Origin of the sequence: Pseudomonas bijieensis (assembly GCF_013347965.1) — a bacterium.
GTDB lineage: Bacteria > Pseudomonadota > Gammaproteobacteria > Pseudomonadales > Pseudomonadaceae > Aquipseudomonas > Aquipseudomonas bijieensis.
Map to the genome: position 1 here is coordinate 2,702,295 of NZ_CP048810.1, position 19,674 is coordinate 2,721,968.

20 protein-coding genes and 1 pseudogene are annotated in these 19,674 nt (G+C 59.7%); 10 read left to right on the forward strand and 11 right to left on the reverse strand.

The features are described from left to right. Positions 1 to 5 precede the first annotated feature (5 nt). Both GN234_RS11700 and GN234_RS11705 read right to left on the reverse strand, forming a co-directional pair. Positions 6 to 350, reverse strand: a complete 345-nt coding sequence (locus GN234_RS11700) for a YciI family protein (RefSeq protein ID WP_003198606.1) — start codon at positions 348 to 350, stop codon at positions 6 to 8. 67 nt (positions 351 to 417) lie between these two features. Next, complete coding sequence (locus GN234_RS11705) at positions 418 to 852, reverse strand: YybH family protein (RefSeq protein WP_109755772.1); 435 nt, start codon at positions 850 to 852, stop codon at positions 418 to 420. A gap of 141 nt (positions 853 to 993) precedes the next feature. On the opposite strand from GN234_RS11705, the gene GN234_RS11710 reads away from it, so the two are divergent. After that, on the forward strand, positions 994 to 1,479 hold the full coding sequence (locus GN234_RS11710) for a GNAT family N-acetyltransferase (RefSeq protein WP_116831628.1): 486 nt from the start codon (positions 994 to 996) through the stop codon (positions 1,477 to 1,479). A 129-nt stretch (positions 1,480 to 1,608) separates the two neighbouring features. Here the strand turns inward: GN234_RS11710 and GN234_RS11715 are convergent, their stop codons facing one another. After that, positions 1,609 to 2,097, reverse strand: coding sequence for a GyrI-like domain-containing protein (locus GN234_RS11715; RefSeq protein WP_109755770.1), 489 nt, complete (start codon positions 2,095 to 2,097; stop codon positions 1,609 to 1,611). 80 nt (positions 2,098 to 2,177) lie between these two features. Next, positions 2,178 to 2,840 carry a LysE family translocator gene (locus GN234_RS11720; protein WP_109755769.1) on the reverse strand — a complete coding sequence of 221 codons (663 nt, stop codon included), beginning with the start codon at positions 2,838 to 2,840 and terminating at the stop codon, positions 2,178 to 2,180. A gap of 206 nt (positions 2,841 to 3,046) precedes the next feature. Here GN234_RS11720 and alaC point away from each other — a divergent pair, with 206 nt between their 5' ends. Continuing rightward, the gene (gene alaC / locus GN234_RS11725) at positions 3,047 to 4,264 is read left to right on the forward strand and encodes an alanine transaminase (protein ID WP_176688513.1); all 1,218 of its coding nucleotides are present in this window, start codon (positions 3,047 to 3,049) and stop codon (positions 4,262 to 4,264) included. A gap of 140 nt (positions 4,265 to 4,404) precedes the next feature. Here alaC and GN234_RS11730 read toward each other — a convergent pair whose 3' ends face one another. Both GN234_RS11730 and GN234_RS11735 read right to left on the reverse strand, forming a co-directional pair. Next, entirely contained in the window at positions 4,405 to 5,757 is a 1,353-nt protein-coding gene (locus GN234_RS11730) for a GntP family permease (protein WP_109755767.1), read from the reverse strand. 91 nt (positions 5,758 to 5,848) lie between these two features. Continuing rightward, the gene (locus GN234_RS11735; RefSeq protein ID WP_109755766.1) at positions 5,849 to 6,382 is read right to left on the reverse strand and encodes a gluconokinase; all 534 of its coding nucleotides are present in this window, start codon (positions 6,380 to 6,382) and stop codon (positions 5,849 to 5,851) included. A gap of 215 nt (positions 6,383 to 6,597) precedes the next feature. Here GN234_RS11735 and gntR point away from each other — a divergent pair, with 215 nt between their 5' ends. From gntR to GN234_RS11750, 3 genes are all read left to right on the forward strand, one after another. Further along, positions 6,598 to 7,629: an HTH-type transcriptional regulator GntR gene (gntR, locus tag GN234_RS11740; RefSeq protein WP_109755765.1), complete on the forward strand. Its 1,032-nt coding sequence runs from the start codon at positions 6,598 to 6,600 to the stop codon at positions 7,627 to 7,629. A gap of 156 nt (positions 7,630 to 7,785) precedes the next feature. Then, positions 7,786 to 8,340 carry a hypothetical protein gene (locus GN234_RS11745; RefSeq protein WP_163855061.1) on the forward strand — a complete coding sequence of 185 codons (555 nt, stop codon included), beginning with the start codon at positions 7,786 to 7,788 and terminating at the stop codon, positions 8,338 to 8,340. A 290-nt stretch (positions 8,341 to 8,630) separates the two neighbouring features. After that, entirely contained in the window at positions 8,631 to 9,053 is a 423-nt protein-coding gene (locus GN234_RS11750; RefSeq protein WP_109755763.1) for a GNAT family N-acetyltransferase, read from the forward strand. A gap of 129 nt (positions 9,054 to 9,182) precedes the next feature. On the opposite strand, the gene def is transcribed toward GN234_RS11750, so the two are convergent. The 3 genes from def to GN234_RS11765 form a co-directional block, all read right to left on the reverse strand. After that, positions 9,183 to 9,722 carry a peptide deformylase gene (gene def, locus GN234_RS11755; RefSeq protein ID WP_109755762.1) on the reverse strand — a complete coding sequence of 180 codons (540 nt, stop codon included), beginning with the start codon at positions 9,720 to 9,722 and terminating at the stop codon, positions 9,183 to 9,185. Further along, the gene (locus GN234_RS11760) at positions 9,719 to 10,669 is read right to left on the reverse strand and encodes a YihY/virulence factor BrkB family protein (RefSeq protein ID WP_116831625.1); all 951 of its coding nucleotides are present in this window, start codon (positions 10,667 to 10,669) and stop codon (positions 9,719 to 9,721) included. The genes def and GN234_RS11760 overlap by 4 nt, the downstream gene beginning before the upstream one ends. 175 nt (positions 10,670 to 10,844) lie before the next feature. Next, entirely contained in the window at positions 10,845 to 11,036 is a 192-nt protein-coding gene (locus GN234_RS11765; RefSeq protein ID WP_058545733.1) for a CsbD family protein, read from the reverse strand. A 195-nt stretch (positions 11,037 to 11,231) separates the two neighbouring features. On the opposite strand from GN234_RS11765, the gene GN234_RS11770 reads away from it, so the two are divergent. From GN234_RS11770 to GN234_RS11780, 3 genes are all read left to right on the forward strand, one after another. Continuing rightward, entirely contained in the window at positions 11,232 to 11,609 is a 378-nt protein-coding gene (locus GN234_RS11770) for a hypothetical protein (protein ID WP_030139341.1), read from the forward strand. Between the two features lie 338 nt (positions 11,610 to 11,947). Then, positions 11,948 to 13,846: an MAC/perforin domain-containing protein gene (locus GN234_RS11775; protein ID WP_109755760.1), complete on the forward strand. Its 1,899-nt coding sequence runs from the start codon at positions 11,948 to 11,950 to the stop codon at positions 13,844 to 13,846. Between the two features lie 36 nt (positions 13,847 to 13,882). Next, a complete protein-coding gene (locus tag GN234_RS11780; protein WP_109755759.1) occupies positions 13,883 to 14,083 on the forward strand; it encodes a hypothetical protein in 201 nt (66 codons plus the stop codon). Positions 14,084 to 14,235: 152 nt separating this feature from the next. Here GN234_RS11780 and fadD1 read toward each other — a convergent pair whose 3' ends face one another. Both fadD1 and fadD2 read right to left on the reverse strand, forming a co-directional pair. Next, on the reverse strand, positions 14,236 to 15,927 hold the full coding sequence (fadD1, locus tag GN234_RS11785; RefSeq protein WP_109755758.1) for a long-chain-fatty-acid--CoA ligase FadD1: 1,692 nt from the start codon (positions 15,925 to 15,927) through the stop codon (positions 14,236 to 14,238). A 367-nt stretch (positions 15,928 to 16,294) separates the two neighbouring features. After that, positions 16,295 to 17,984 (reverse strand): annotated as a pseudogene (fadD2, locus tag GN234_RS11790) (long-chain-fatty-acid--CoA ligase FadD2). Positions 17,985 to 18,199: 215 nt separating this feature from the next. Between fadD2 and GN234_RS11795 the strand changes: the two are divergent. Beyond that, positions 18,200 to 19,144, forward strand: a complete 945-nt coding sequence (locus GN234_RS11795) for an alpha/beta hydrolase (protein ID WP_109755756.1) — start codon at positions 18,200 to 18,202, stop codon at positions 19,142 to 19,144. Positions 19,145 to 19,188: 44 nt separating this feature from the next. After that, positions 19,189 to 19,659: a MaoC family dehydratase gene (locus tag GN234_RS11800; RefSeq protein WP_092166033.1), complete on the forward strand. Its 471-nt coding sequence runs from the start codon at positions 19,189 to 19,191 to the stop codon at positions 19,657 to 19,659. The last annotated feature ends 15 nt before the right edge of the window (positions 19,660 to 19,674 follow it).

The window sequence follows — 19,674 nt, forward strand, 5'->3', positions numbered from 1 at the left end:
GTTATTCAGGGGTTCAGTTGGCGAACCGGTCGTACTTCGACGCAGCCGACCCGGGCCGCCGGGATATTACCGGCGACCTGGATGGCTTCGTTGAGGTCCTTGGCATCGATCAGGTAGAAGCCCGCCAGTTGCTCCTTGGTTTCGGCGAACGGACCGTCGGTGATCGACAGCTTGCCGCCGCGCATGCGCACCGTGGTAGCGGTCTGCACCGACTCCAGGGCCTCGGCGGCGAGCATGCGCCCACTGCCTTGGATCGATTCGGCATAGGCCATGCACTCGGCGTCCTCCGGGCTGTCGGGCGAGTTATGCAGCGTGTGTTCGTTGCTATACACCAGGCATAGGTACTTCATGGAAGGCTCCGTGATCGAACTGATCAACTATGAACGGCTGGAAGACACTCGGCGAAAAAACCGACGATCAGGGTTGCAGGTCGAACAGCGCCGTACCGGCCATCGGATCGAACGGCGCGGACCAATGCTCATGGACGATCCGCCATTGCCCGGCTGCACGCTGGTAGCAGGCCGTCACACGCATCCAGCAGGCCTGTTCTTCGCCTTTGTCGTTGGTGCCGCCGCAATAGGCCAGCCAGTGGGCGAAGGCGATGTTCTCAGCCGGGGTGATCTTGACCTGGTGGAAATCGAACTTGTGCGGGCCGGGGCACATTTCCATGCAGGCTTGCCAATGGGCCCGGTAAGCGGCCTTACCCTTGAATTGCAAGGCCTGGATGGCGTCGAACGAGACAATGTTCTCGTCGTAGAGCGCCATGACCTTGTCAACGTCCTTGGCCATGACGGCTTGGCGATAGGTGTCGATCAGGGCCTGGATCTGGGTTTCAGTGGCTTGGGTATTCATGGTGATTCTCCGCAGGTTTTTATTGAAGACACCCTTTGTCGTTTGGAGAAACAGCGAATCGACAACCCAACAAAAATAATTCAAGGAAAAAAATTCGCTAGAATCCAAATCCAATTCTGCCGGCAGACAACGGACGTTTTTGTGACCGTTCAGCTCGTACCCTACGAAGACCTGACCCCGCTTCAACGCGAACAGGTCAGCGCCATCGAAATCCACCCCGAACAGATCAAGTTCGCCGGCGATATCCACGGTGCCCTGCACACGCTGCTGTCCAAGCCCGGCCCCGGGGTCAGGGGCTTTGCACTATTGGCTGAGCAGGTGCCAGTGGCCTTCCTGCTGCTCAAGCGCCCGCCGGTACTGCCCGCCTGGGCCAATGAACACAGCGCCACCCTGCATGCCCTGCAAGTCGACTATCGGGCCCAGGGCAAAGGTTATGGCAAGGCCTGCCTGCAGGCGCTACCCGCCGTGGCGCGAGCCGCCTGGCCGGAAATCCGCGGGCTGGAACTCTCGGTGGACGCCGACAACGACTCGGCCATCGGCCTGTACACCCGGCTGGGCTGGGTCGACAGTGGCGAGGCCTACAGAGGCCGCATCGGTTATGAGCGGCGGATGGGGTTGGTGTTTTGACCAAGGCATGGCTCTTCTGTGGCAGCGAGCGCGATAGCGGTGGCACATCCAACCTCAATGCAAGCTGGCCCACCCCAATCGCGAGCAGGCTCGCTCCCACAGGTTTCCCATTGCGCAAAAAGGGTGATATCAGCTCGGCTTGAGCGGGATCCAGATCTCCAGGGTGCCTTGGCCGGTCCTGGGGTTGAAGTCTTCGCTGTAGCGTTCGAATTCCGGTGTGCAGGCCCCTTCGTGGCCGGACTGCGGTAACCACTCGCTCCAGATGTACTGGAAAGTTTGCGGCAGTGTCTTCAACGGGCCCCGATGTTCGAACACGGCGTAGCGCCCGGGCGGGATTTCGATCCAATGGTATTGTTCCGGCAGATCGTCGAGCCGGCTGATTTCCACGCCGGCAATGTATTCGAACCCGCCCTCCTCGTCCGGGTTGCAACACACACCGTAGGTCACTTCATCTTTCTGCCCTGGCACCTTGCCGAGCCAGGGCAGGAACTTTTCCCAAAGCAAAGGGATATCTTGGGCAGTGTCCTGGGTAAAACGAGCACCGAAGCCGGCGATGAGCTGAAAACGTCCCTGTTCAAAGCGTGGTTCGGCTGTGTAATCGCGTTTATGCTTTTCCATGCGGCAACACTCCAGCAAAACTTGAAGTCGGGCTTGGCAGTATAGAAGCCAAACGGTGATTGCCAGGGCCGTTTCGCTTATCAGATGCCAGGCAAGGCGCCGGCGACGGTTTTTCCTACAAACTCGTTGTAGCCAGAAACAATCACATACACCGCAAAATAACAGAAGATCGCAGCGGATGCCCAATAGGAGTAACGCAACAGTTTATCCCCCAACAGTCTGCCGCCCTGGGTCGCTGCCAGGCACAGAGCCGCACACCACAGCAGCCCGGCGCAGAGAAAACCGCTGAGAAACAGCGCCGAACTGAGCAAGGTCCCGCCACCCGAACGAGCGATCAACGTACCACCCACCGCCGCGAACCAGAGAATGGCACTGGGCGATGACATGGCCAGGAAAATCCCGCGAAAAAACTCCTGGCGCGAGGAGTTGCCCTGCACCTCGCCAGCCTCGGCCAGCACTGCGCTGTGATAGATCGCCGAATGGATCATCTTCGCCGCGAAATACAGCAACAGCACCGAGCCACCGAGCCACAACACCCAACGCACCGCTTCGTATTGCAGCAGCACGGTCATGCCGGCCAGGGCCAGGACCGCATAGACCAGGTCGCCCACGCAGGTGCCCAGGCCCAGGGCGAAACCCTGGAAATAGCCGCGCTGCATCGCCAGGGTGATCATCGCGATATTGGCCACGCCAATGTCCAGGCACAGGGAGAGACTCAGCAGGAAACCGCTGGAAAATTCCATCATTCATTCCGTTCGATCGAGGGCGGCGCATTCAACTGCCCGCAGCCGTCATTGATGGCCGCGCGCGAGGTCGACAGTGTCGTCGAAAATAGTTGCGCGCCGCTACTGGACAATTGGCCATCAGCGCCATTATCTTCCGCCACAGGCCACCGCAGTGGCCAACGTCGCTCGGACGGTTCCGGGCGCTCACGTATCTCGAGGCAACAATGGCCGAACAAGGTTCGCCGCGCCGCTTTGCGCGCATCGATCGACTCCCCCCCTATGTATTCAATATCACTGCCGAGCTGAAGATGGCTGCGCGTCGGCGCGGCGAAGACATCATCGACTTGAGCATGGGTAACCCCGACGGCGCCACGCCCCCGCACATCGTGGAAAAGCTGGTCACCGTCGCCCAGCGTGAAGATACCCACGGTTATTCCACCTCCAAAGGCATCCCGCGCCTGCGCCGCGCCATTTCGCGCTGGTACAAGGACCGCTATGAGGTGGACATCGACCCGGAAACCGAAGCCATTGTCACCATCGGCTCCAAGGAGGGCCTGGCCCACCTGATGCTGGCGACCCTGGACCAGGGCGACACGGTACTGGTACCCAACCCCAGCTATCCGATCCACATCTACGGTGCAGTGATCGCCGGCGCCCAGGTGCGTTCAGTGCCGCTGGTGCCGGGCGTGGATTTCTTCGACGAACTGGAACGGGCCATTCGCGGCTCGATTCCCAAGCCGAAAATGATGATCCTGGGTTTTCCGTCCAACCCGACCGCGCAGTGCGTGGAGCTGGACTTTTTCGAACGGGTCATCGCCCTGGCCAAGCAATACGACGTGCTGGTGATCCACGACTTGGCCTACGCCGACATCGTCTATGACGGCTGGAAAGCTCCGTCGATCATGCAGGTGCCTGGCGCGAAAGATATCGCGGTGGAATTCTTCACCCTGTCCAAGAGCTACAACATGGCCGGCTGGCGCATCGGTTTCATGGTGGGCAACCCGGAACTGGTCAGCGCCCTGGCGCGGATCAAGAGCTACCACGACTACGGCACCTTCACGCCGCTGCAAGTGGCCGCCATCGCCGCCCTTGAAAGCGACCAGCAATGTGTGCGCGACATCGCCGAGCAATACCGCCAGCGCCGCAATGTGCTGGTCAAGGGCCTGCATGAACTGGGCTGGATGGTGGAAAACCCCAAGGCGTCGATGTATGTCTGGGCCAAGATCCCCGAGGCTTATGCACATCTGGGTTCACTGGAGTTCGCCAAGAAGCTGTTGGCCGAAGCCAAGGTCTGCGTCTCGCCGGGGGTGGGGTTCGGGGAATATGGGGATGATCACGTGCGCTTTGCGCTGATCGAAAACCAGGACCGGATTCGCCAGGCTGTCCGTGGCATCCGTGGGATGTTCCGGGCGGATGGCTTGATAAACAAACCTGGCGCCTGAAACAAAACCAGGCTGATCAGCAGAAACAATGTGGGAGCGAGCTTGCTCGCGATGGCAGACAGACAGTCAATACTTGTGTCGACTGTCACACCGCTATCGCGAGCAGGCTCGCTCCCACAGTTGTTATGCGCTGCTGTTAGTTAGACCACCAGCGACAGCAACAGGATAAAGATCAAGCCCACCACGGACAGGATGGTTTCCATCGCGGTCCAGGTCTTGAAGGTTTCGGCCACGGTCATGTTGAAGTACTGCTTGACCAGCCAGAAGCCCGCATCGTTGACGTGAGACAGGATCAACGAACCGGCACCGGTCGCCAGGACCAGCAGCTCACGGTTCACGCCTGGAATCATCCCCACCACCGGCACCACGATCCCGGCACCGGTAATGGTCGCCACCGTCGCCGAGCCCGTCGCAATACGAATCACCGCTGCCACCAGCCAAGCCAGCAGGATCGGGGAAATCTGCGCACTCACCGCCATGTGACCGATCACATCGCCCACGCCGCTGGTGACCAGCATCTGCTTGAAGCCACCACCGGCACCAATGATCAGGATGATCGCAGCGGTCGGCGCAAGGCTGGCGTCCAGCCATTTGAGCATCTGGCTGGAACCGATGCCTTGTTTGTAGCCGAAGGTGTACAGCGACAACAACAGCGCCAGCAGCAAGGCCGAGATCGGGTGGCCGATCATGTCCATCCAGGCGCGGAAGAGGTTGCCGTCCGGCAGCGCCACGTCAGCGAAAGTCTTGAGCAGCATCAGGAATACCGGCGACAGCACGGTGATCAGGGTGATGCTGAAGCTTGGCAGCTCGGCGGAGTTCGTCTCGCGAGCCAGTTGGTCCACCAGTTCCTGATTCGGGTGACCGGGGATGTGCTTGGCAATGAACGTACCGAAGATCGGCCCGGCAATGATGGCGGTTGGCAGCGCGACGATCAGGCCATAGAGAATGGTCTTGCCGATGTCGGCGCCAAACACGCCAATCGCCAGCAGCGGCCCCGGGTGCGGTGGCACCAGGCCGTGGACCGCGGAAAGACCGGCCAGCAGCGGGATACCGATCTTGATGATGGACACGCCGGTGCGGCGCGCGACGATGAACACCAGCGGGATCAGCAACACGAAGCCGATTTCGAAGAACAGTGGGATGCCCACCAGAAACGCGGCGAACATCATGGCCCACTGCACCTTGTCCTTGCCGAAGGCGCGGATCAGGGTCTGGGCGATCTGATCGGCCCCGCCCGACTCGGCCATCATTTTGCCGAGCATCGTGCCCAGCGCCAGGATGATGCCGACAAAGCCCAGCACGCCACCGAAGCCGTCCTGGAACGCCTTGATGATGGTGCCGGTCGGCATGCCCGACGTCAGGCCGAGGAACGCGGCAGCGATGGTCAGGGCAATGAACGGGTGGAACTTGAACTTGGTGATGAGGATGATGAGTCCGATCACCGTGACCACTGCATCGAGCAGCAGGAACGTCTCGTGGGACATGCCGAACATGGGAGGTGTCTCCTGATTTGTTGTTGTTATTGAAGCAGTTATTGGTTAGCCGTCGGGGTAGCGCTATCTTTCTGACGCAAACTTTTGAAACTCAGCTGGCAAGCTTCAAACCATGGTCCAACCACCAGACGTAAGCCTGATGCGCCAGTTCATCCACACTGTGGCTGGACGCATCCAGAGCCAGGGTCAGGGGCTCGCCGACAGGGGATTGAAGGGTGGCAAACTGGCTGTCGATCAGGGTCGACGGCATGAAATGGCCGGGACGATGGGAAACGCGATCGGCGGCCACTTCGGGGGTCAATTCAAGGAATACGAAGCCCAGGCCTGGCAAGGCGCTGCGCAGACGCTCGCGATAACTGTGCTTGAGGGCCGAGCAGGTCAGCACCGGGCGCTCGCCCAAGGCATCGACACGGCGCAACTCGTCGCAGAGGCTGTCGAGCCAGCCGGCACGGTCGTCGTCGTTCAAGGGGATACCGGCGCTCATCTTCTGGATGTTGGCCGCGGGGTGGAACGTGTCGCCTTCGATGGCGGTGGCGCCGCTCAACTGGCACAGGGCCTGGCTGACGCAGGTTTTGCCGCAACCGGCAACGCCCATGATGACCAGGGCGGAGATGGGATTATTCATGTAACACCTCAGCGCGCAGACAGCGCTACCTTTGCCAGTTATGACACCGCAGCAAAAGCAGAAGTTGCCGACGCCTTCTTGTCATTTTTGTGGTTGCAGCATGTTCGTTCACGACGCCAACGGACGGGGCTCAGGCAAACCCCACTCACGCATTTGCAGACGCGTCGAGACAGCGCTACCTTAGTGCCTTGATTTTTGTTTGGCAAGCCGCCCTGATGACCGCCCCTAAAAACGATAAGAATACTCGCACCACTGGTCGCCCTACGCTCAACGAAGTCGCACGCCTGGCCGGTGTCAGCCCGATCACCGCCTCCCGTGCCCTGCGTGGCGTCAGCACCGTCGCCACTGAGCTGGTGGAAAAAGTCCGCCAGGCCGCCGTGGAGCTCAACTACGTCGTCAACCCCGCCGCCCGAGCCCTGGCTTCGGCCCAGAGCCATTCGGTGGTGGTGCTGGTGCCGTCGTTGTCCAACCTGTTGTTCATCGACACCCTGGAAGCCATTCATCGGGTGCTGCGACCCAAGGGCTTCGAAGTGGTGATCGGCAATTACCACTATTCCCGGGACGAAGAAGAAGACCTGCTGCGCAACTACATGGCCTATCAGCCGCGTGGTTTGCTGTTGACCGGTTTCGACCGCACCGAAAGCGCCCGACGCATGATCGAGGCCAGCAATATCCCGTGCGTGTACATGATGGAGCTGGATCCTGGCGCGGGGCTCAACTGCGTCGGTTTTTCCCAGCTCAAGGCCGGCGAAACGGCGGCCGAGCACTTGATTTCCAAAGGGCGCAAGCGCCTGGCCTACATCGGCGCGCAACTGGATCAGCGCACCCTGCTGCGCGGCGAAGGCTTTCGTCGCGCCCTGCAGAGCGCCGGGTTGTATGACCCGGACCTGGAAGTGCTGACGCCGCGCCCGTCCTCGGTGGGCCTGGGCGGCGAGCTGTTCCTGCAACTGCTGGCCAGTCATCCGGACGTCGATGCGATCTTCTTCGGCAACGACGACCTGGCCCACGGCGCCTTGTTCGAGGCACTTCGCTGCGGCATCAAGATTCCCGAGCAGGTCTCGGTCCTGGGTTTCAACGACCTGCCCGCCTCGGCCCACATGGTGCCGCGCCTGAGCAGCATCAGCACCCCACGGGAAGCCATCGGCCGCCGCGCCGCCGAACAAATGCTGACGTTGATGGCTGGCAACCGCATCACGCAGCCGGTGGTGGACATGGGCTTTGAGCTCAAGGTCCGCGAAAGCACCTGATACCCACAAACGCGGTCGATCCATGCCGTCCGCCGGCAAGGGTTGGCCGCCCCGCCCGCCGACCGCCTGCGCACAACCCATGACACAGAGGCCTTGCGGCGACGGCACGGGAATTGCTCCTGCCCATCGCTCAGCCATTACCCACAGGTGTTCATCATGTTGGTCAGTGCAAAACAGCAAGCGATGGTCTTGCCGCTCAAACGCCCGGGCGAAGACCCCACCGCCGAAGCCGCCAGCGGCCTGCAAAGCGCCGCGTTGCAGGCGTTGCGCGATAACGTCCAGGCCCAGGCGAGCCAGGGCAGTGCCCAGGTCCGGGACTCCTTCACCCGACAAGCCACGCAACAGGTCAACGCCGCCACCGCCATCAGCGACAAGGTGGACGAGGCCTTCGCCAAGACCCGCGTACAATTGCAGACCGTGGCTTCGCCAACGGCCGAAGAAACCAAGGCGCTTGGCGGCTCCGCGACAGCAGCATTCAAGGACTACATGAGCAAGACGCCCGAAGAGCGCCTGCGCGACAGCATCCTTGAAGAAATGGGCATTACCGAGGAAGAGTTCGAGGCAATGCCGCCCGAGAAGCAGATGGCGGTCAGCCAGGAAATTGCCCAGCGTATGCAGGACAAGTCGGCGATGGCGCAAGTGGAAAAGGCCCAGGAAAGCCGCACCGACGACAAAACCTCGGCCACGGACATGTTTCTGGCTTCGCTTTGAGCCTCGACGCATTGCATAGCGTTTGAGCTGGGGTTAGCGCCCCAGCTCATCCTGAGGTCAATCAAGACGGTAGCGGTTCAATGACCGAACAGGTTCACCTTCTTGGTTTTTTTGTCGGCGCGTTTTTCATCGGCGGTCTTCGCCGGTTTTTTCTTTGCCGCTTTTTTTGAATCCATGCCTTTGGCCATGATACGTACTCCAGTCATACGGGATGTGAAGTCAGGTATACACCTATCGCCGCACTCGCGTTCTTTTATAATCGCCCTCCCCTTATCGCCCTCGACCCTGCCATGTCCGAAATCCACTACACACAGCTCCAAGAGCCGCTGTGGCCGCTGATGAACAAGTTTTACCGCACCCACCAATCCTCGATGAAAGCGGTTCGGGAAGCGCAGCTATGGGTGGCGCGGCGGGATGAAATCGTCGCCGCACTGTGCTTGCGACCGGTGTCGGGCGGGCATTGGTTGACGGGGTTGTTGGTCGACCCGGCGTATCGCGAACAAGGGATTGCGGCGCGGTTGATCGCTGAAGCGGTGAAGGGTGTCGAAGGACCGGTGTGGCTGTTCTGCCACCCGGATTTGCGCGGCTTTTATGAGCGACGTGGTTTCAGCTTCGACCCTGAACTGCCCTATGCGATGGCTGAGCGTCTGAGCCGGTATGCGCGCAGCAAGCCGATGATTGCGATGGGGCTTGAGTCAAAAGTACTCTTCTGAAATTCAATACAATCCATTGTGGGAGCGAGCCTGCTCGCGATTCCGGTTTAACATCCAGCAGATGAGCTGACAGGTACACCGCTATCGCGAGCAGGCTCGCTCCCACAGGGGATGTGTTTGGTGATTTCGTCAGTCGTCCGCAGTCGGATCCAGGTCGGGAAACATCACCTCGGTAAACCCGAACTTGCTGAAGTCCGTAATCCGCGAGGGGTACAAGCGCCCGATCAGGTGATCGCACTCATGCTGCACCACGCGCGCATGAAAACCTGAAGCGGTGCGCACGATCGGCTCGCCCTTCGGATCAAAACCTTCGTAGCGAATGTGCTGGTAGCGATCCACCGCCCCACGCAAGCCAGGCACCGACAGGCAGCCTTCGAAGCCCTCCTCCATCAGTGGACTCAGCGGGGTAATCAACGGATTGATCAGGATGGTCTGGGGCACTGCCTCGGCGTCGGGGTAACGCTCGCTGTGCTCGAAGCCGAAGATCACCAGTTGCAGGTCGACGCCGATCTGCGGCGCAGCCAGGCCGACACCGCCGACGCTTTCCATGGTCTGGAACATATCGTCGATCAATTGCCACAACTCTGGGCTGTCGAACATTTCGACAGGCACCGGCGGGGCGATGCGCAGTAGGCGTTCGTCGCCCATTTTCAGGATTTCACGGATCATGGTCGGGCTTCGTCAGGATGGGTGAGAGGAATGGAATGGTCGCGGCCCAGGCCCGACACATGCTGTTTTTCGTGCTCGCCCGCGCTCTTTTCGCCCGGGTTCTTGCCCTCGCTAGACATGTGTTCGATCACCGCATTCATCTCCGCGCCAAGCAACAGCACCGCCGCAGAAATATAGAAATACAGCAACAACACGATGATCGCGCCGATGCTGCCGTACATGGCGTTGTAGTTGGCAAAGGTCTTGACGTAAAACGCGAAGCCCAGGGAAGCGATGATCCACACCACCACCGCCAGCACCGACCCCGGCGTGATGAAGCGAAACTCCTGCTTGACGTCGGGCATCACGTAATAGATCAGGGCCACGGCCACCATCAGCAAGATCACGATCACCGGCCAGCGCACGATGGTCCAGAGCGTGACGATGAACTCCTCCAGGCCGACCTGGGCCGCGATCCAGCCCATCACTTGCGGCCCGAGCACCATCAGCGCCGCAGCCGCCAGCAGCATGCCGGCGATGCCGACCGTGTAGAAGATCGATAGCGGAAAGCGTTTCCAGGCCGGGCGGCCTTCCACCACATCGTAGGCGGCGTTCATCGCGCTCATCATCAGCCGCACGCCCGCCGAGGCGGTCCACAGGGCAATGACGATACCCACCGACAACAACCCGCCCTTGGATTGCTGGAGCTGGTCGATCACCGGGTTGACCTGCTCCAGGGCCTGGGGTGGCAGCACCAGCTCCGATTGCAGGCGCAGCCAGGAGAAGAAGTCCGGCAGGTGCAGGAAGCCGATCAACGCGATCAAAAAGAGAATGAACGGAAACAGCGAGAACAGCATCTGGTACGCCAATGCCGAGGCGTAGGTCGACATCTCGTCGTCGAGAAACTCGGTCACGGTACGCATCATCACACGATGCAAGGGCAAGCCTTTCAAGGCCGGGAACATCATGTGCGTCTCCTTTCGCCGCAAAAAAGGAAGGTCGCCTGGCGACTCACGGGTTTGCTATCCAAGACAAAAGTAACCTGTTTGGCGACTTTGGAACAATTTCCCCGGTGCAAGTTCGAGCCGACATGAAAACGGCCACCCGCAGATGGCCGTTTCAATCGATTTTTCAACAGGCCGGTTATGCCTCGTCAACGCCTTTCTTGACTGCATCCTTGGCCTTGCCCACGGTTTGCTGGGCTTCACCTTTTTTCTCCTGGACCACGCCCTCGGCGCGCATGCGGTCATTGTCGGTGGCCTTGCCGACGCCTTGCTTGATGTTGCCGACGGCTTCGTTGGCAACGCCCTTCACTTTATCGCTCGTGCTACCCATGATGTTTCTCCTGTGAACAACTGTACGAAAAGTCATTACATAAGGGTTGACCGAGGCCGTTTGCGGGGAGTTTCATTTTTTCAGCAGCGCATTTCATCGTCAGATGCAGGTTGCGCTTTATGTTTGCCGATCCACCCCCGAGAATGCCCCACGTATTCAGGCTGCGCCCTGAAGCTCCAATCTCGTAGGAACGTTATGAAACTCGATAAAAAGCAGGCCATCGCCCGCAGAAACCAGGAACTGGGCGGCGCCGTACTGGGCGTCAATAACTGCCACTTCAGCGAATTGAACCGCAATCGCAACATCTTCTGGTTCGATATCCCGGTGGCGCGCCTGGCCATCGGTCAATACGAATGGATTCATCTGTTGCTACACACGCCAGCCACCGATGAGCTGCTGCACCTGAAGGTGCCGACCGTGTTCCTGCGCGAGAAGATGGAAGGCCTGGAAGTGCGCAACCAGGGCAAGCGCAAGGCAGCCCTGAGCCTGGAACTGAGTGCCGACAAGGATTCCTACCTGCAAGACATGCGGCCCGGTGGTACCAACCTGGATTTTGCGCAGTTTCGGTTGTAGCGGGTAGCGGCGCAGGGGCTTAATCCCCTCCTCACAGGTTTTGTGCTTTGCAAGAAAAATCCGATACCTGACCAGGTGTCGGATTTTTTTATGCGTCTCGCTTGGGCACTGGAACTGCCCAACACCCTCGAACAGGCCCTTGAACAACCCTGCACCAGCAACGCGGTTCCCGCGCTGCGGCTCGTTCATTTCTCATCGTTGCGTCTGATACCAAACTGATACCGAGCTGATACCGCCGTGGCCTGTCGCCATGAGCGTCGTCGCCTCATATTGGCTCCACCCGATAAGGCCAAGACAAGGCATACATCTATCAATCCATTATTGGGCAGGAGCAAACCATGAATAACAAAATGGATATACCAGGCGTCCTCCAAGCCGCGGATTACAACAAGCTCAACGGCGATCTCGGCTATGGTCGAAACCGCCTCAGCGCAGCCCGGGCACCGGATGAACGCGTATTTGACCCGACCTCCGGCGCCGGCATCAAACGGCACACGGATACCCGACGCGAAGATTACTCATCGTTCTTCCAATCGATTCTGGACTATCGCCACACAACAAAGGCCGAATTCAATTCGAGTGCCAGCTACGGTGAATTTTCCGCCGAATTTCACCTCAACTTTGAAAAGAAATATACCTCTCACCAAGACAACACGGCCGCCGTGCGGACCCTGCGCCTCATCTTCGGCGGCGCGAAACTCGATGCGGTCTCGGACGCGGCGCTCTCGCCCAGGTTCAGCGAAGAAGTCGCCCGCCTGCCGACGGCGTTCACCCCCCAGGACGCGCATGAGTTCTATCGGTTCTTCGACCTGTTCGGGACCGACGTGGTGACCTCGATCACCCTGGGCGGCAATCTGTACTTCCAGGCCCTGGTGCAGAAATCCAAAGTGACGGAACTCGAAAAGATCAAGGTCGAACTGGAGGCCGAGTACGGCATCTTCTTCACGGCCGACGGTTCGATCGACGATACGGTCGAGCGCAAGCAATACATGGAGAGCCGCGACGCCTCGGTCACCACTGAGGGCGGCGACAACGACATCTTCTCCGACGTCATCTTCACCAAGCCGAAAAAGTATGACGGCAAGACGAACCAATGGATCGCTTCGGTGGGGAAAAAACCGGTAGTCGTCGGGCGAGAATTCAAGCCTGTCTACGCCTTCATTGCCGACAAGCAGCGGCGCATCGCGGCACAGACGGCCTTGGAACACTATAGGGGCCGCTCGCTGAGCGTCCATTCGACCTGGCGCTACAGCAGCCTCGACGTCGGCAACGTGACACGGCAAGCGCTTGCGAGCGGAGCCGTCGGCACGCCCGGGATCAAGGTGCGGGTGGTTGATCGCAAGACATTGCAGGGCCGGGAAGAGCATTTCGCAGCCCCCGCCATCGGTAGCGCCGTGTCCGACATCAACCAGTTCTGGAATACGTTCAAGTCCGGTGTCGAGTCCATGGGACTTGAGCACGCCATCGTACTGCTGGCGACGCAATTCTGGCCGCGGGAAAGCCGCTATAGCCCGCCGGATCACATCATCGCGTTCCTGAAGAATAAATGCGGCGGCTCGGAGGCGACACTGCATCGCTGGCGCGACGATTCCCTTCGCTGCGTGCCATGCCCCTATGCCGGAGCCAGCTATGGGCTGATCGGCTACGGCAACGGCACATCCCATGACAAAGGTGGGGATGTCTACGTGATCGGCTTCGGCGATCCGGAACGAACACTGCGCACGGAGCTAGAGATTGACGCCGACCTCTATACCACTGAAGACGGTACGGCGAAGTTCACTTGCAACGACATCTTCAAGGGGCAAGCCATCCCCTTCGTGAAGTTCCGCAGCCACCATTGGAACACCTGGCAGATCGCCGTCGACCCCCATGTCCCGGAGCGCATCACATTGGAAGACGATAGCGCGGGCGATGGCGCCAAGGCGCTGTGGTACGCGCAGCCGGCGGGGCCAAAATACGGCATGCACCCCTTCTATCTGATCAACGCCCAGACCTGCGGGGTTCTGCAATGGGACAGTGGCGGCGCGGCCCAGGAGAAGGAAGCCGTGTTGCGCCCCTTCGTGCCCAATCTCGATATCAACCTGTGGGACCTGCGCTACCCCTACATTTTGTGCCTGTCTTACCAGCCGAATTGGGACCTGCGCGCCTTTGGAGATCGGCGCGTGAAGGTGGCGTCGTACCGTGGCCAGGACACGGAAATGCGCTGGTCGCCAAGTAACGTCAGTCGTGTGCTCTGACCCCTATTTGAAACTCTATCTGAAAGGAGTATTGAAATGCCTAAGGGATACCAGTCGTTTCTGCAGAAATCGACCCGCACTACCTACTGCAGCAAAGAGAAATATGCCAATCACGACCTCTCTGCAGTATGGGTCGCCGCTGCATTGAAGCACTTTAAAATCGAGGCCTCGGACACCAAGGACTATAAATTCCCTCTCGACAGCCAGCCGGCCCGAGCCAAGATCTGGCCAGCCTGAACGCAAGTGTTCCAGGTGCCGTGAAGGAAGGAGCTGACCCGCCACTTCGTTCACCGGCGGGAATGTAAAAAGCCCGGTTATTAGCGGCAATGCCAGTCAGTCAAGTTGACTGGCATTGCCGCCAAGAACCGGGCTTTTCATTGGCAACGGTCTTACTTCTTCAGCCCCAGCTTCCTGAGCTCTTCGTCACGCAATTCGCGCCGCAGGATCTTGCCCACGTTGGTGGTCGGCAACGCGTCGCGGAACTCCACGGCCTTGGGCACCTTGTAGCCGGTGACGTTGGCGCGCATGTGTTCCATCACCTGCTCCTTGGTCAACGTGACACCCGGCCGTGCGACGATGAAGATCTTGATCGCCTCGCCGGACTTCTCGTCCGGGATGCCGATGGCCGCGCATTGCAGCACGCCCGGCAGGGTTGCCAACACATCTTCCAGCTCATTGGGGTACACGTTGAAGCCGGAGATCAGGATCATGTCTTTCTTGCGATCGACGATGCGCATGTAGCCGTCTGGCTGGATCACCGCGATATCGCCGGTCTTGAGCCAGCCTTCGCTGTCGAGGATCTCGTCGGTGGCTTCCTGGCGCTGCCAGTAGCCCTTCATGACCTGCGGACCTTTCACACACAATTCGCCGATTTCGCCCAATGGCTGTTCGACGCCCGCGTCATTGATCACCTTGCACAGCGTCGACGGCACCGGAATGCCGATGGTGCCGACCTGGATGTTCTGGATCGGGTTGACGGTAGCCACCGGGCTGGTTTCGGTCATGCCATAGCCTTCGCAGATCGGGCAGCCGGTCACCGCTTTCCAACGTTCAGCCGCTGCCAGTTGCAGGGCCATGCCGCCGGACAGGGTGACTTTCAGTGCCGAGAAGTCCAGCTTGCGGAAGGCTTCGTTGTTGCACAGGGCGACGAACAGCGTATTGAGGCCGACGAAACCGCTGAACTTCCACTTCGACAACTCCTTGACCATCGCCGAAAGGTCGCGCGGGTTGCTGATCAGGATGTTGTGGTTGCCGATCAGCATCATCGCCATGCAATGAAAGGTGAAGGCATAGATGTGGTACAGCGGCAGCGGCGTGATCAGCACTTCGCAACCTTCATTGAGGTTGGAGCCCATCAGCGCCTTGCACTGCAACATGTTCGCCACCAGGTTGCGGTGGCTGAGCATCGCGCCCTTGGCCACGCCGGTGGTGCCGCCGGTGTATTGCAGCACAGCCACATCGTCGCTGGTGGGGTTGGCTTCGTTCACGGGTTGGCCATGACCTTTGCTCAGCACGTCGTTGAACTTGACGGCCTTGGGCAAGTGGTAGGCCGGGACCATCTTCTTGACGTACTTGATCACGCTGTTGATCAACAGGCGCTTGAGCGGCGGCAGCAGGTCGGCGACTTCGGTGACGATGACGTGCTTGACGCCCGTCTTGGGCACCACAGTCTCGGCCAGGTGCGCCATGTTCGCCAGGCACACCAGCGCCTTGGCCCCGGAGTCGTTGAACTGGTGTTCCATTTCCCGCGCGGTGTACAGCGGGTTGGTATTGACCACGATCAGCCCGGCGCGAATAGCACCGAACACGGCCACCGGATACTGGAGAACGTTGGGCAGTTGCACAGCGATTCGATCGCCCGGCTGTAAATCGGTATGCTGTTGCAGGTATGCGGCAAAGGCCCCGGACAACTCGTAGAGTTCACCGTAGGTGATCGTCTTGCCGAGGTTGCTGAATGCCGGCTTGTCGGCAAAGCGTTGGCAGGACTGCTTCAACACCGCCTGAATATTCGGATACTCATCTGGATTGATGTCGGCAGCAATCCCAGCTGGGTACTTATCCTTCCAAAAGTCTTCGATCATGGAAGCCCACTCCTCAGCAACGCGAATTCTCACCGCATTTGATGCGATTATTATTGGTGTGTTTATTGGTGAATCTGGCTTGAATCAAGGCCGAGAAGTCACAAAAGCGCGCCGAGAGTAGCAGCTTTGCCAAGGGTCGCCTAGAGCCAAAAGTGGGCCTAACGGTCATAAACATGACTCAAGAATGTGCAATGGTCACTTTTAGAGTAAAAATTCCAAAACTCACTAAATCGCTCCGAATACACAAACAGCTGTGGGAGCGAGCCTGCTCGCGATTGCGGTGTACCAGTCAACATCTCTGTCACTGATATACCGCAATCGCGAGCAGGCTCGCTCCCACAGGGTCTTCTACGGGACCTCTCTGGCGTCAGGCGATATCCCGCAACTCCCGCCGCAGAATCTTGCCCACCGGCGTCATCGGCAGCGACTCTCGCAACACGATGTGCTTGGGAATCTTGTAGCCGGTGAAATTCTCCTTGCAGTAGGCCTTGAGCTCTTCAAGGCTGACCCCGCTTTCGCGCGCCACCACGAACAGTTTTACCGCCTCCCCCCGAGCGCTCGTCCGGCACACCGATCACCGCACAGTTGGCCACCTTGGGGTGGGCCATCACCACGTCTTCGATCTCGTTGGGGTACACATTGAAACCCGAGACGATGATCATGTCCTTCTTGCGGTCGACGATGCGCACGAAACCGTCCGGGTCGATCACCGCGATATCGCCTGACTTGAACCAGCCCTCACTGTCCAGCACTTCGGCCGTGGCCTCGGGCTTGTTCCAGTAGCCTTTCATGATCTGCGGGCCCTTGATACACAGCTCGCCGCGCTCGCCCAGGGGCTGTTCGACACCTGCGTCGTCGATCACTTTCATCAGCGTGCCTGGCACCGGCATTCCCACGGTACCTAGCCGAGACTTGCCGCCATAGGGATTGGCACAGGCTACCGGCGAGGTTTCGGTCAGGCCATAACCTTCGGTAATGCCGCAGCCGGTGATCTGCTCCCAGCGCTCGGCGGTGGCCTTGATCAGCGCAGTGCCGCCAGAGTTGGTGACCTTGAGGTGGGAAAAATCCAGGGTTTTGAAATCCGGATGATCCATCAGCGCCACGAACAGCGTGTTGAGCCCCAGCAGCAACGAGAAACGCCAGTTCTTCAGTTCCTTGATGAAGCCGCCGATGTCCCGTGGATTGGTGATCAGCACGTTGTGGTTGCCGGTCACCATCATGCACATGCAGTTCGCCGTGAACGCATAGATATGATAAAGCGGCAGCGGCGCGATCATGACTTCCTGGCCTTCGCGCAGCAGTGGATGACCGTCATCGCCGAGCTGCCCCAGGCAAGCCCGCGCCTGTTGCATGTTGGCCACCAGGTTGCCGTGGGTCAGCATCGCGCCCTTGGCCAACCCGGTGGTGCCGCCGGTGTATTGCAGCACTGCAATATCATCAAGACCGACTTTCAGTGGCTTGATGCCCTGGCCGCGTCCCAGGCGCAAGGCGCTCTTGAAGGAAATGGCCTGAGGCAGCGAATAGGCCGGGACCATTTTCTTGACCTTGCTCACCATCGTGTTGACCAACCAGCCCTTGGCGCCGGGCATCAGGTCGCCCATCTTCGCTTCGATCAGGTACTGCAGGTCCGTATCGGGCAGCACCTCCTGGACCTTCTGCCCGAACATGTTCAGGTACACCAGCGCGCGAGCACCGGAGTCCTTGAACTGATGACGCATTTCCCGCGCGGTGTACAGCGGGTTGGTATTGACCACGATCAGCCCGGCGCGCAAGGCACCGAACACGGCGATCGGGTATTGCAGGATGTTGGGCATCTGTACCGCGATACGATCGCCCGGTGCCAGGTCGGTATGGGCTTGCAGGTAACCGGCGAAGGCCGCGCTGTAGCGTTCGAGCTCGGCATACGTGAGGGTTACCCCCATGTTGCTGAACGCCGGACGGTCGGCGAATTTCTTGCAGGAACGCTCGAACACCTCGACCACCGACTTGTAGCCCCCAAGGTCAACATCCAGGGGCACGCCGGCCGGGCGTTTGTCATTCCAGAAATCAGGCTGCATTGTTTTTGTCCTCTTTACCTGAGCGTATCCGGGCCGCTTCTGTGTCGCTTGCAGAGGCGGAGCTCTTGGGACACTAGCAGCTATGGCCAATCAGGCAAATATGGCGACCTGCGTCATAGATTGTGTGAATCTTCCTGCCTCGGTTCAGACGAGACGCAACGGATGCGCTATACAATGCTGCGACGCTGCGTCTGACCTTGTGCAAAGGAATCGCCATGATCCACCAAACGTTCTGGCTGACAGCAACCGACCATAGCCGCCTGTTCGTCAACCAGTGGTTGCCCGACACCGCCCCATTGACGGTGATCATGCTGGCCCACGGCATGGCCGAACACAGCGGTCGCTACGCACGCCTGGCCCAGGCGCTGTGCGACGCCGGCTACGGCGTCTGCGCCATGGATCTGCGCGGCCACGGCAAGACCGGCGAGCAAGCGACTCTCGGCCATTTTGCCGACGAGGACGGCTGGGCCAAGGTCGTGGGCGACCTGGCCAGCCTCAACCACCATATCGTCCAGCAATACCCCGATACCCCCATCCTGCTGCTGGGCCACAGCATGGGCAGCTACATCGCCCAGGGTTACCTGTTACATCACAGCGCCAGCCTGCACGGGGCGATCCTCAGCGGCTCGAACTTTCAGCCGGTGGCGCTTTACCGCAGCGCTCGCCTGATCGCCCGCTTCGAACGCTGCCGCCAGGGTGCCACGGGGCGCAGTGCCCTGATCGAGTGGCTGTCGTTCGGCAGTTTCAACAAGAAATTCAAACCCACGCGCACCCCCTTCGACTGGCTCAGTCGCGATCCGGCCGAAGTCGACAAGTACGTCCACGATCCGCTGTGCGGCTTTCGCTGCACCAATCAACTGTGGGTCGATCTGCTCGGCGGGTTGCAGCAAATCAGCAAAGCGTCCAATCTCGCCCAGATCGATCCGGGCCTGCCCCTGCTGGTGATCGGTGGCGAATGTGATCCGGTGAGCGAAGGCAAGCGTCTGAAGGATCTGGCTGACGCTCTGCGTGACGCCGGCAGCCAGCACCTGCAATTGACGATTTACCCGCAGGCCCGGCACGAATTGTTCAATGAAACCAACCGCGATGAAGTGACCGCCGATGTGCTGGCCTGGATAGCCCAGGCCCTGAGCCACAAACGGCCGCCACGCAGCGAGTAGGCTTGCAGCATTTTTCCTTTACTCTGTCACAGGATCTGAAACAGATGACCCAGGTTACCAACACCCCTTACGAAGCCCTCGAAATCGGCCAGACCGCCAGCTACAGCAAGACCGTCGAAGAGCGTGACATCCAACTGTTCGCGGCGATGTCGGGCGATCACAACCCGGTGCACCTGGACGCCGAGTTCGCCGCAGCGAGCATGTTCAAGGAGCGCATCGCCCATGGCATGTTCAGCGGTGCGCTGATCAGCGCGGCGGTGGCCTGCGAGTTGCCTGGGCCGGGCACCATCTATATCGGCCAGCAGATGAGCTTCCAGAAACCGGTAAAGATCGGCGACACCCTGACCGTGCGCCTGGAAATCCTGGAGAAAATGCCGAAGTTCCGTGTGCGCATCGCCACGCGCGTATTCAACCAGCGCGATGAACTGGTGGTGGACGGCGAAGCCGAAATCCTCGCCCCGCGCAAACAGCAGACCGTGACCTTGCCGACGTTGCCGGCGATCACAGTCGGCTGATTACCACCCTCTAAA

What these genes read in the sequence shown, in the direction of transcription:
- GN234_RS11700 (WP_003198606.1), bottom strand. Translation starts at nt 350, where the DNA reads ATGAAGTACCTATGCCTGGTGTATAGCAACGAACACACGCTGCATAAC.
- GN234_RS11705 (WP_109755772.1), bottom strand. Translation starts at nt 852, where the DNA reads ATGAATACCCAAGCCACTGAAACCCAGATCCAGGCCCTGATCGACACC.
- GN234_RS11715 (WP_109755770.1), bottom strand. Translation starts at nt 2,097, where the DNA reads ATGGAAAAGCATAAACGCGATTACACAGCCGAACCACGCTTTGAACAG.
- GN234_RS11720 (WP_109755769.1), bottom strand. Translation starts at nt 2,840, where the DNA reads ATGGAATTTTCCAGCGGTTTCCTGCTGAGTCTCTCCCTGTGCCTGGAC.
- alaC (WP_176688513.1), top strand. Translation starts at nt 3,047, where the DNA reads ATGGCCGAACAAGGTTCGCCGCGCCGCTTTGCGCGCATCGATCGACTC.
- GN234_RS11730 (WP_109755767.1), bottom strand. Translation starts at nt 5,757, where the DNA reads ATGTTCGGCATGTCCCACGAGACGTTCCTGCTGCTCGATGCAGTGGTC.
- GN234_RS11735 (WP_109755766.1), bottom strand. Translation starts at nt 6,382, where the DNA reads ATGAATAATCCCATCTCCGCCCTGGTCATCATGGGCGTTGCCGGTTGC.
- gntR (WP_109755765.1), top strand. Translation starts at nt 6,598, where the DNA reads ATGACCGCCCCTAAAAACGATAAGAATACTCGCACCACTGGTCGCCCT.
- GN234_RS11745 (WP_163855061.1), top strand. Translation starts at nt 7,786, where the DNA reads ATGTTGGTCAGTGCAAAACAGCAAGCGATGGTCTTGCCGCTCAAACGC.
- GN234_RS11750 (WP_109755763.1), top strand. Translation starts at nt 8,631, where the DNA reads ATGTCCGAAATCCACTACACACAGCTCCAAGAGCCGCTGTGGCCGCTG.
- def (WP_109755762.1), bottom strand. Translation starts at nt 9,722, where the DNA reads ATGATCCGTGAAATCCTGAAAATGGGCGACGAACGCCTACTGCGCATC.
- GN234_RS11760 (WP_116831625.1), bottom strand. Translation starts at nt 10,669, where the DNA reads ATGATGTTCCCGGCCTTGAAAGGCTTGCCCTTGCATCGTGTGATGATG.
- GN234_RS11765 (WP_058545733.1), bottom strand. Translation starts at nt 11,036, where the DNA reads ATGGGTAGCACGAGCGATAAAGTGAAGGGCGTTGCCAACGAAGCCGTC.
- GN234_RS11770 (WP_030139341.1), top strand. Translation starts at nt 11,232, where the DNA reads ATGAAACTCGATAAAAAGCAGGCCATCGCCCGCAGAAACCAGGAACTG.
- GN234_RS11775 (WP_109755760.1), top strand. Translation starts at nt 11,948, where the DNA reads ATGAATAACAAAATGGATATACCAGGCGTCCTCCAAGCCGCGGATTAC.
- GN234_RS11780 (WP_109755759.1), top strand. Translation starts at nt 13,883, where the DNA reads ATGCCTAAGGGATACCAGTCGTTTCTGCAGAAATCGACCCGCACTACC.
- fadD1 (WP_109755758.1), bottom strand. Translation starts at nt 15,927, where the DNA reads ATGATCGAAGACTTTTGGAAGGATAAGTACCCAGCTGGGATTGCTGCC.
- GN234_RS11795 (WP_109755756.1), top strand. Translation starts at nt 18,200, where the DNA reads ATGATCCACCAAACGTTCTGGCTGACAGCAACCGACCATAGCCGCCTG.
- GN234_RS11800 (WP_092166033.1), top strand. Translation starts at nt 19,189, where the DNA reads ATGACCCAGGTTACCAACACCCCTTACGAAGCCCTCGAAATCGGCCAG.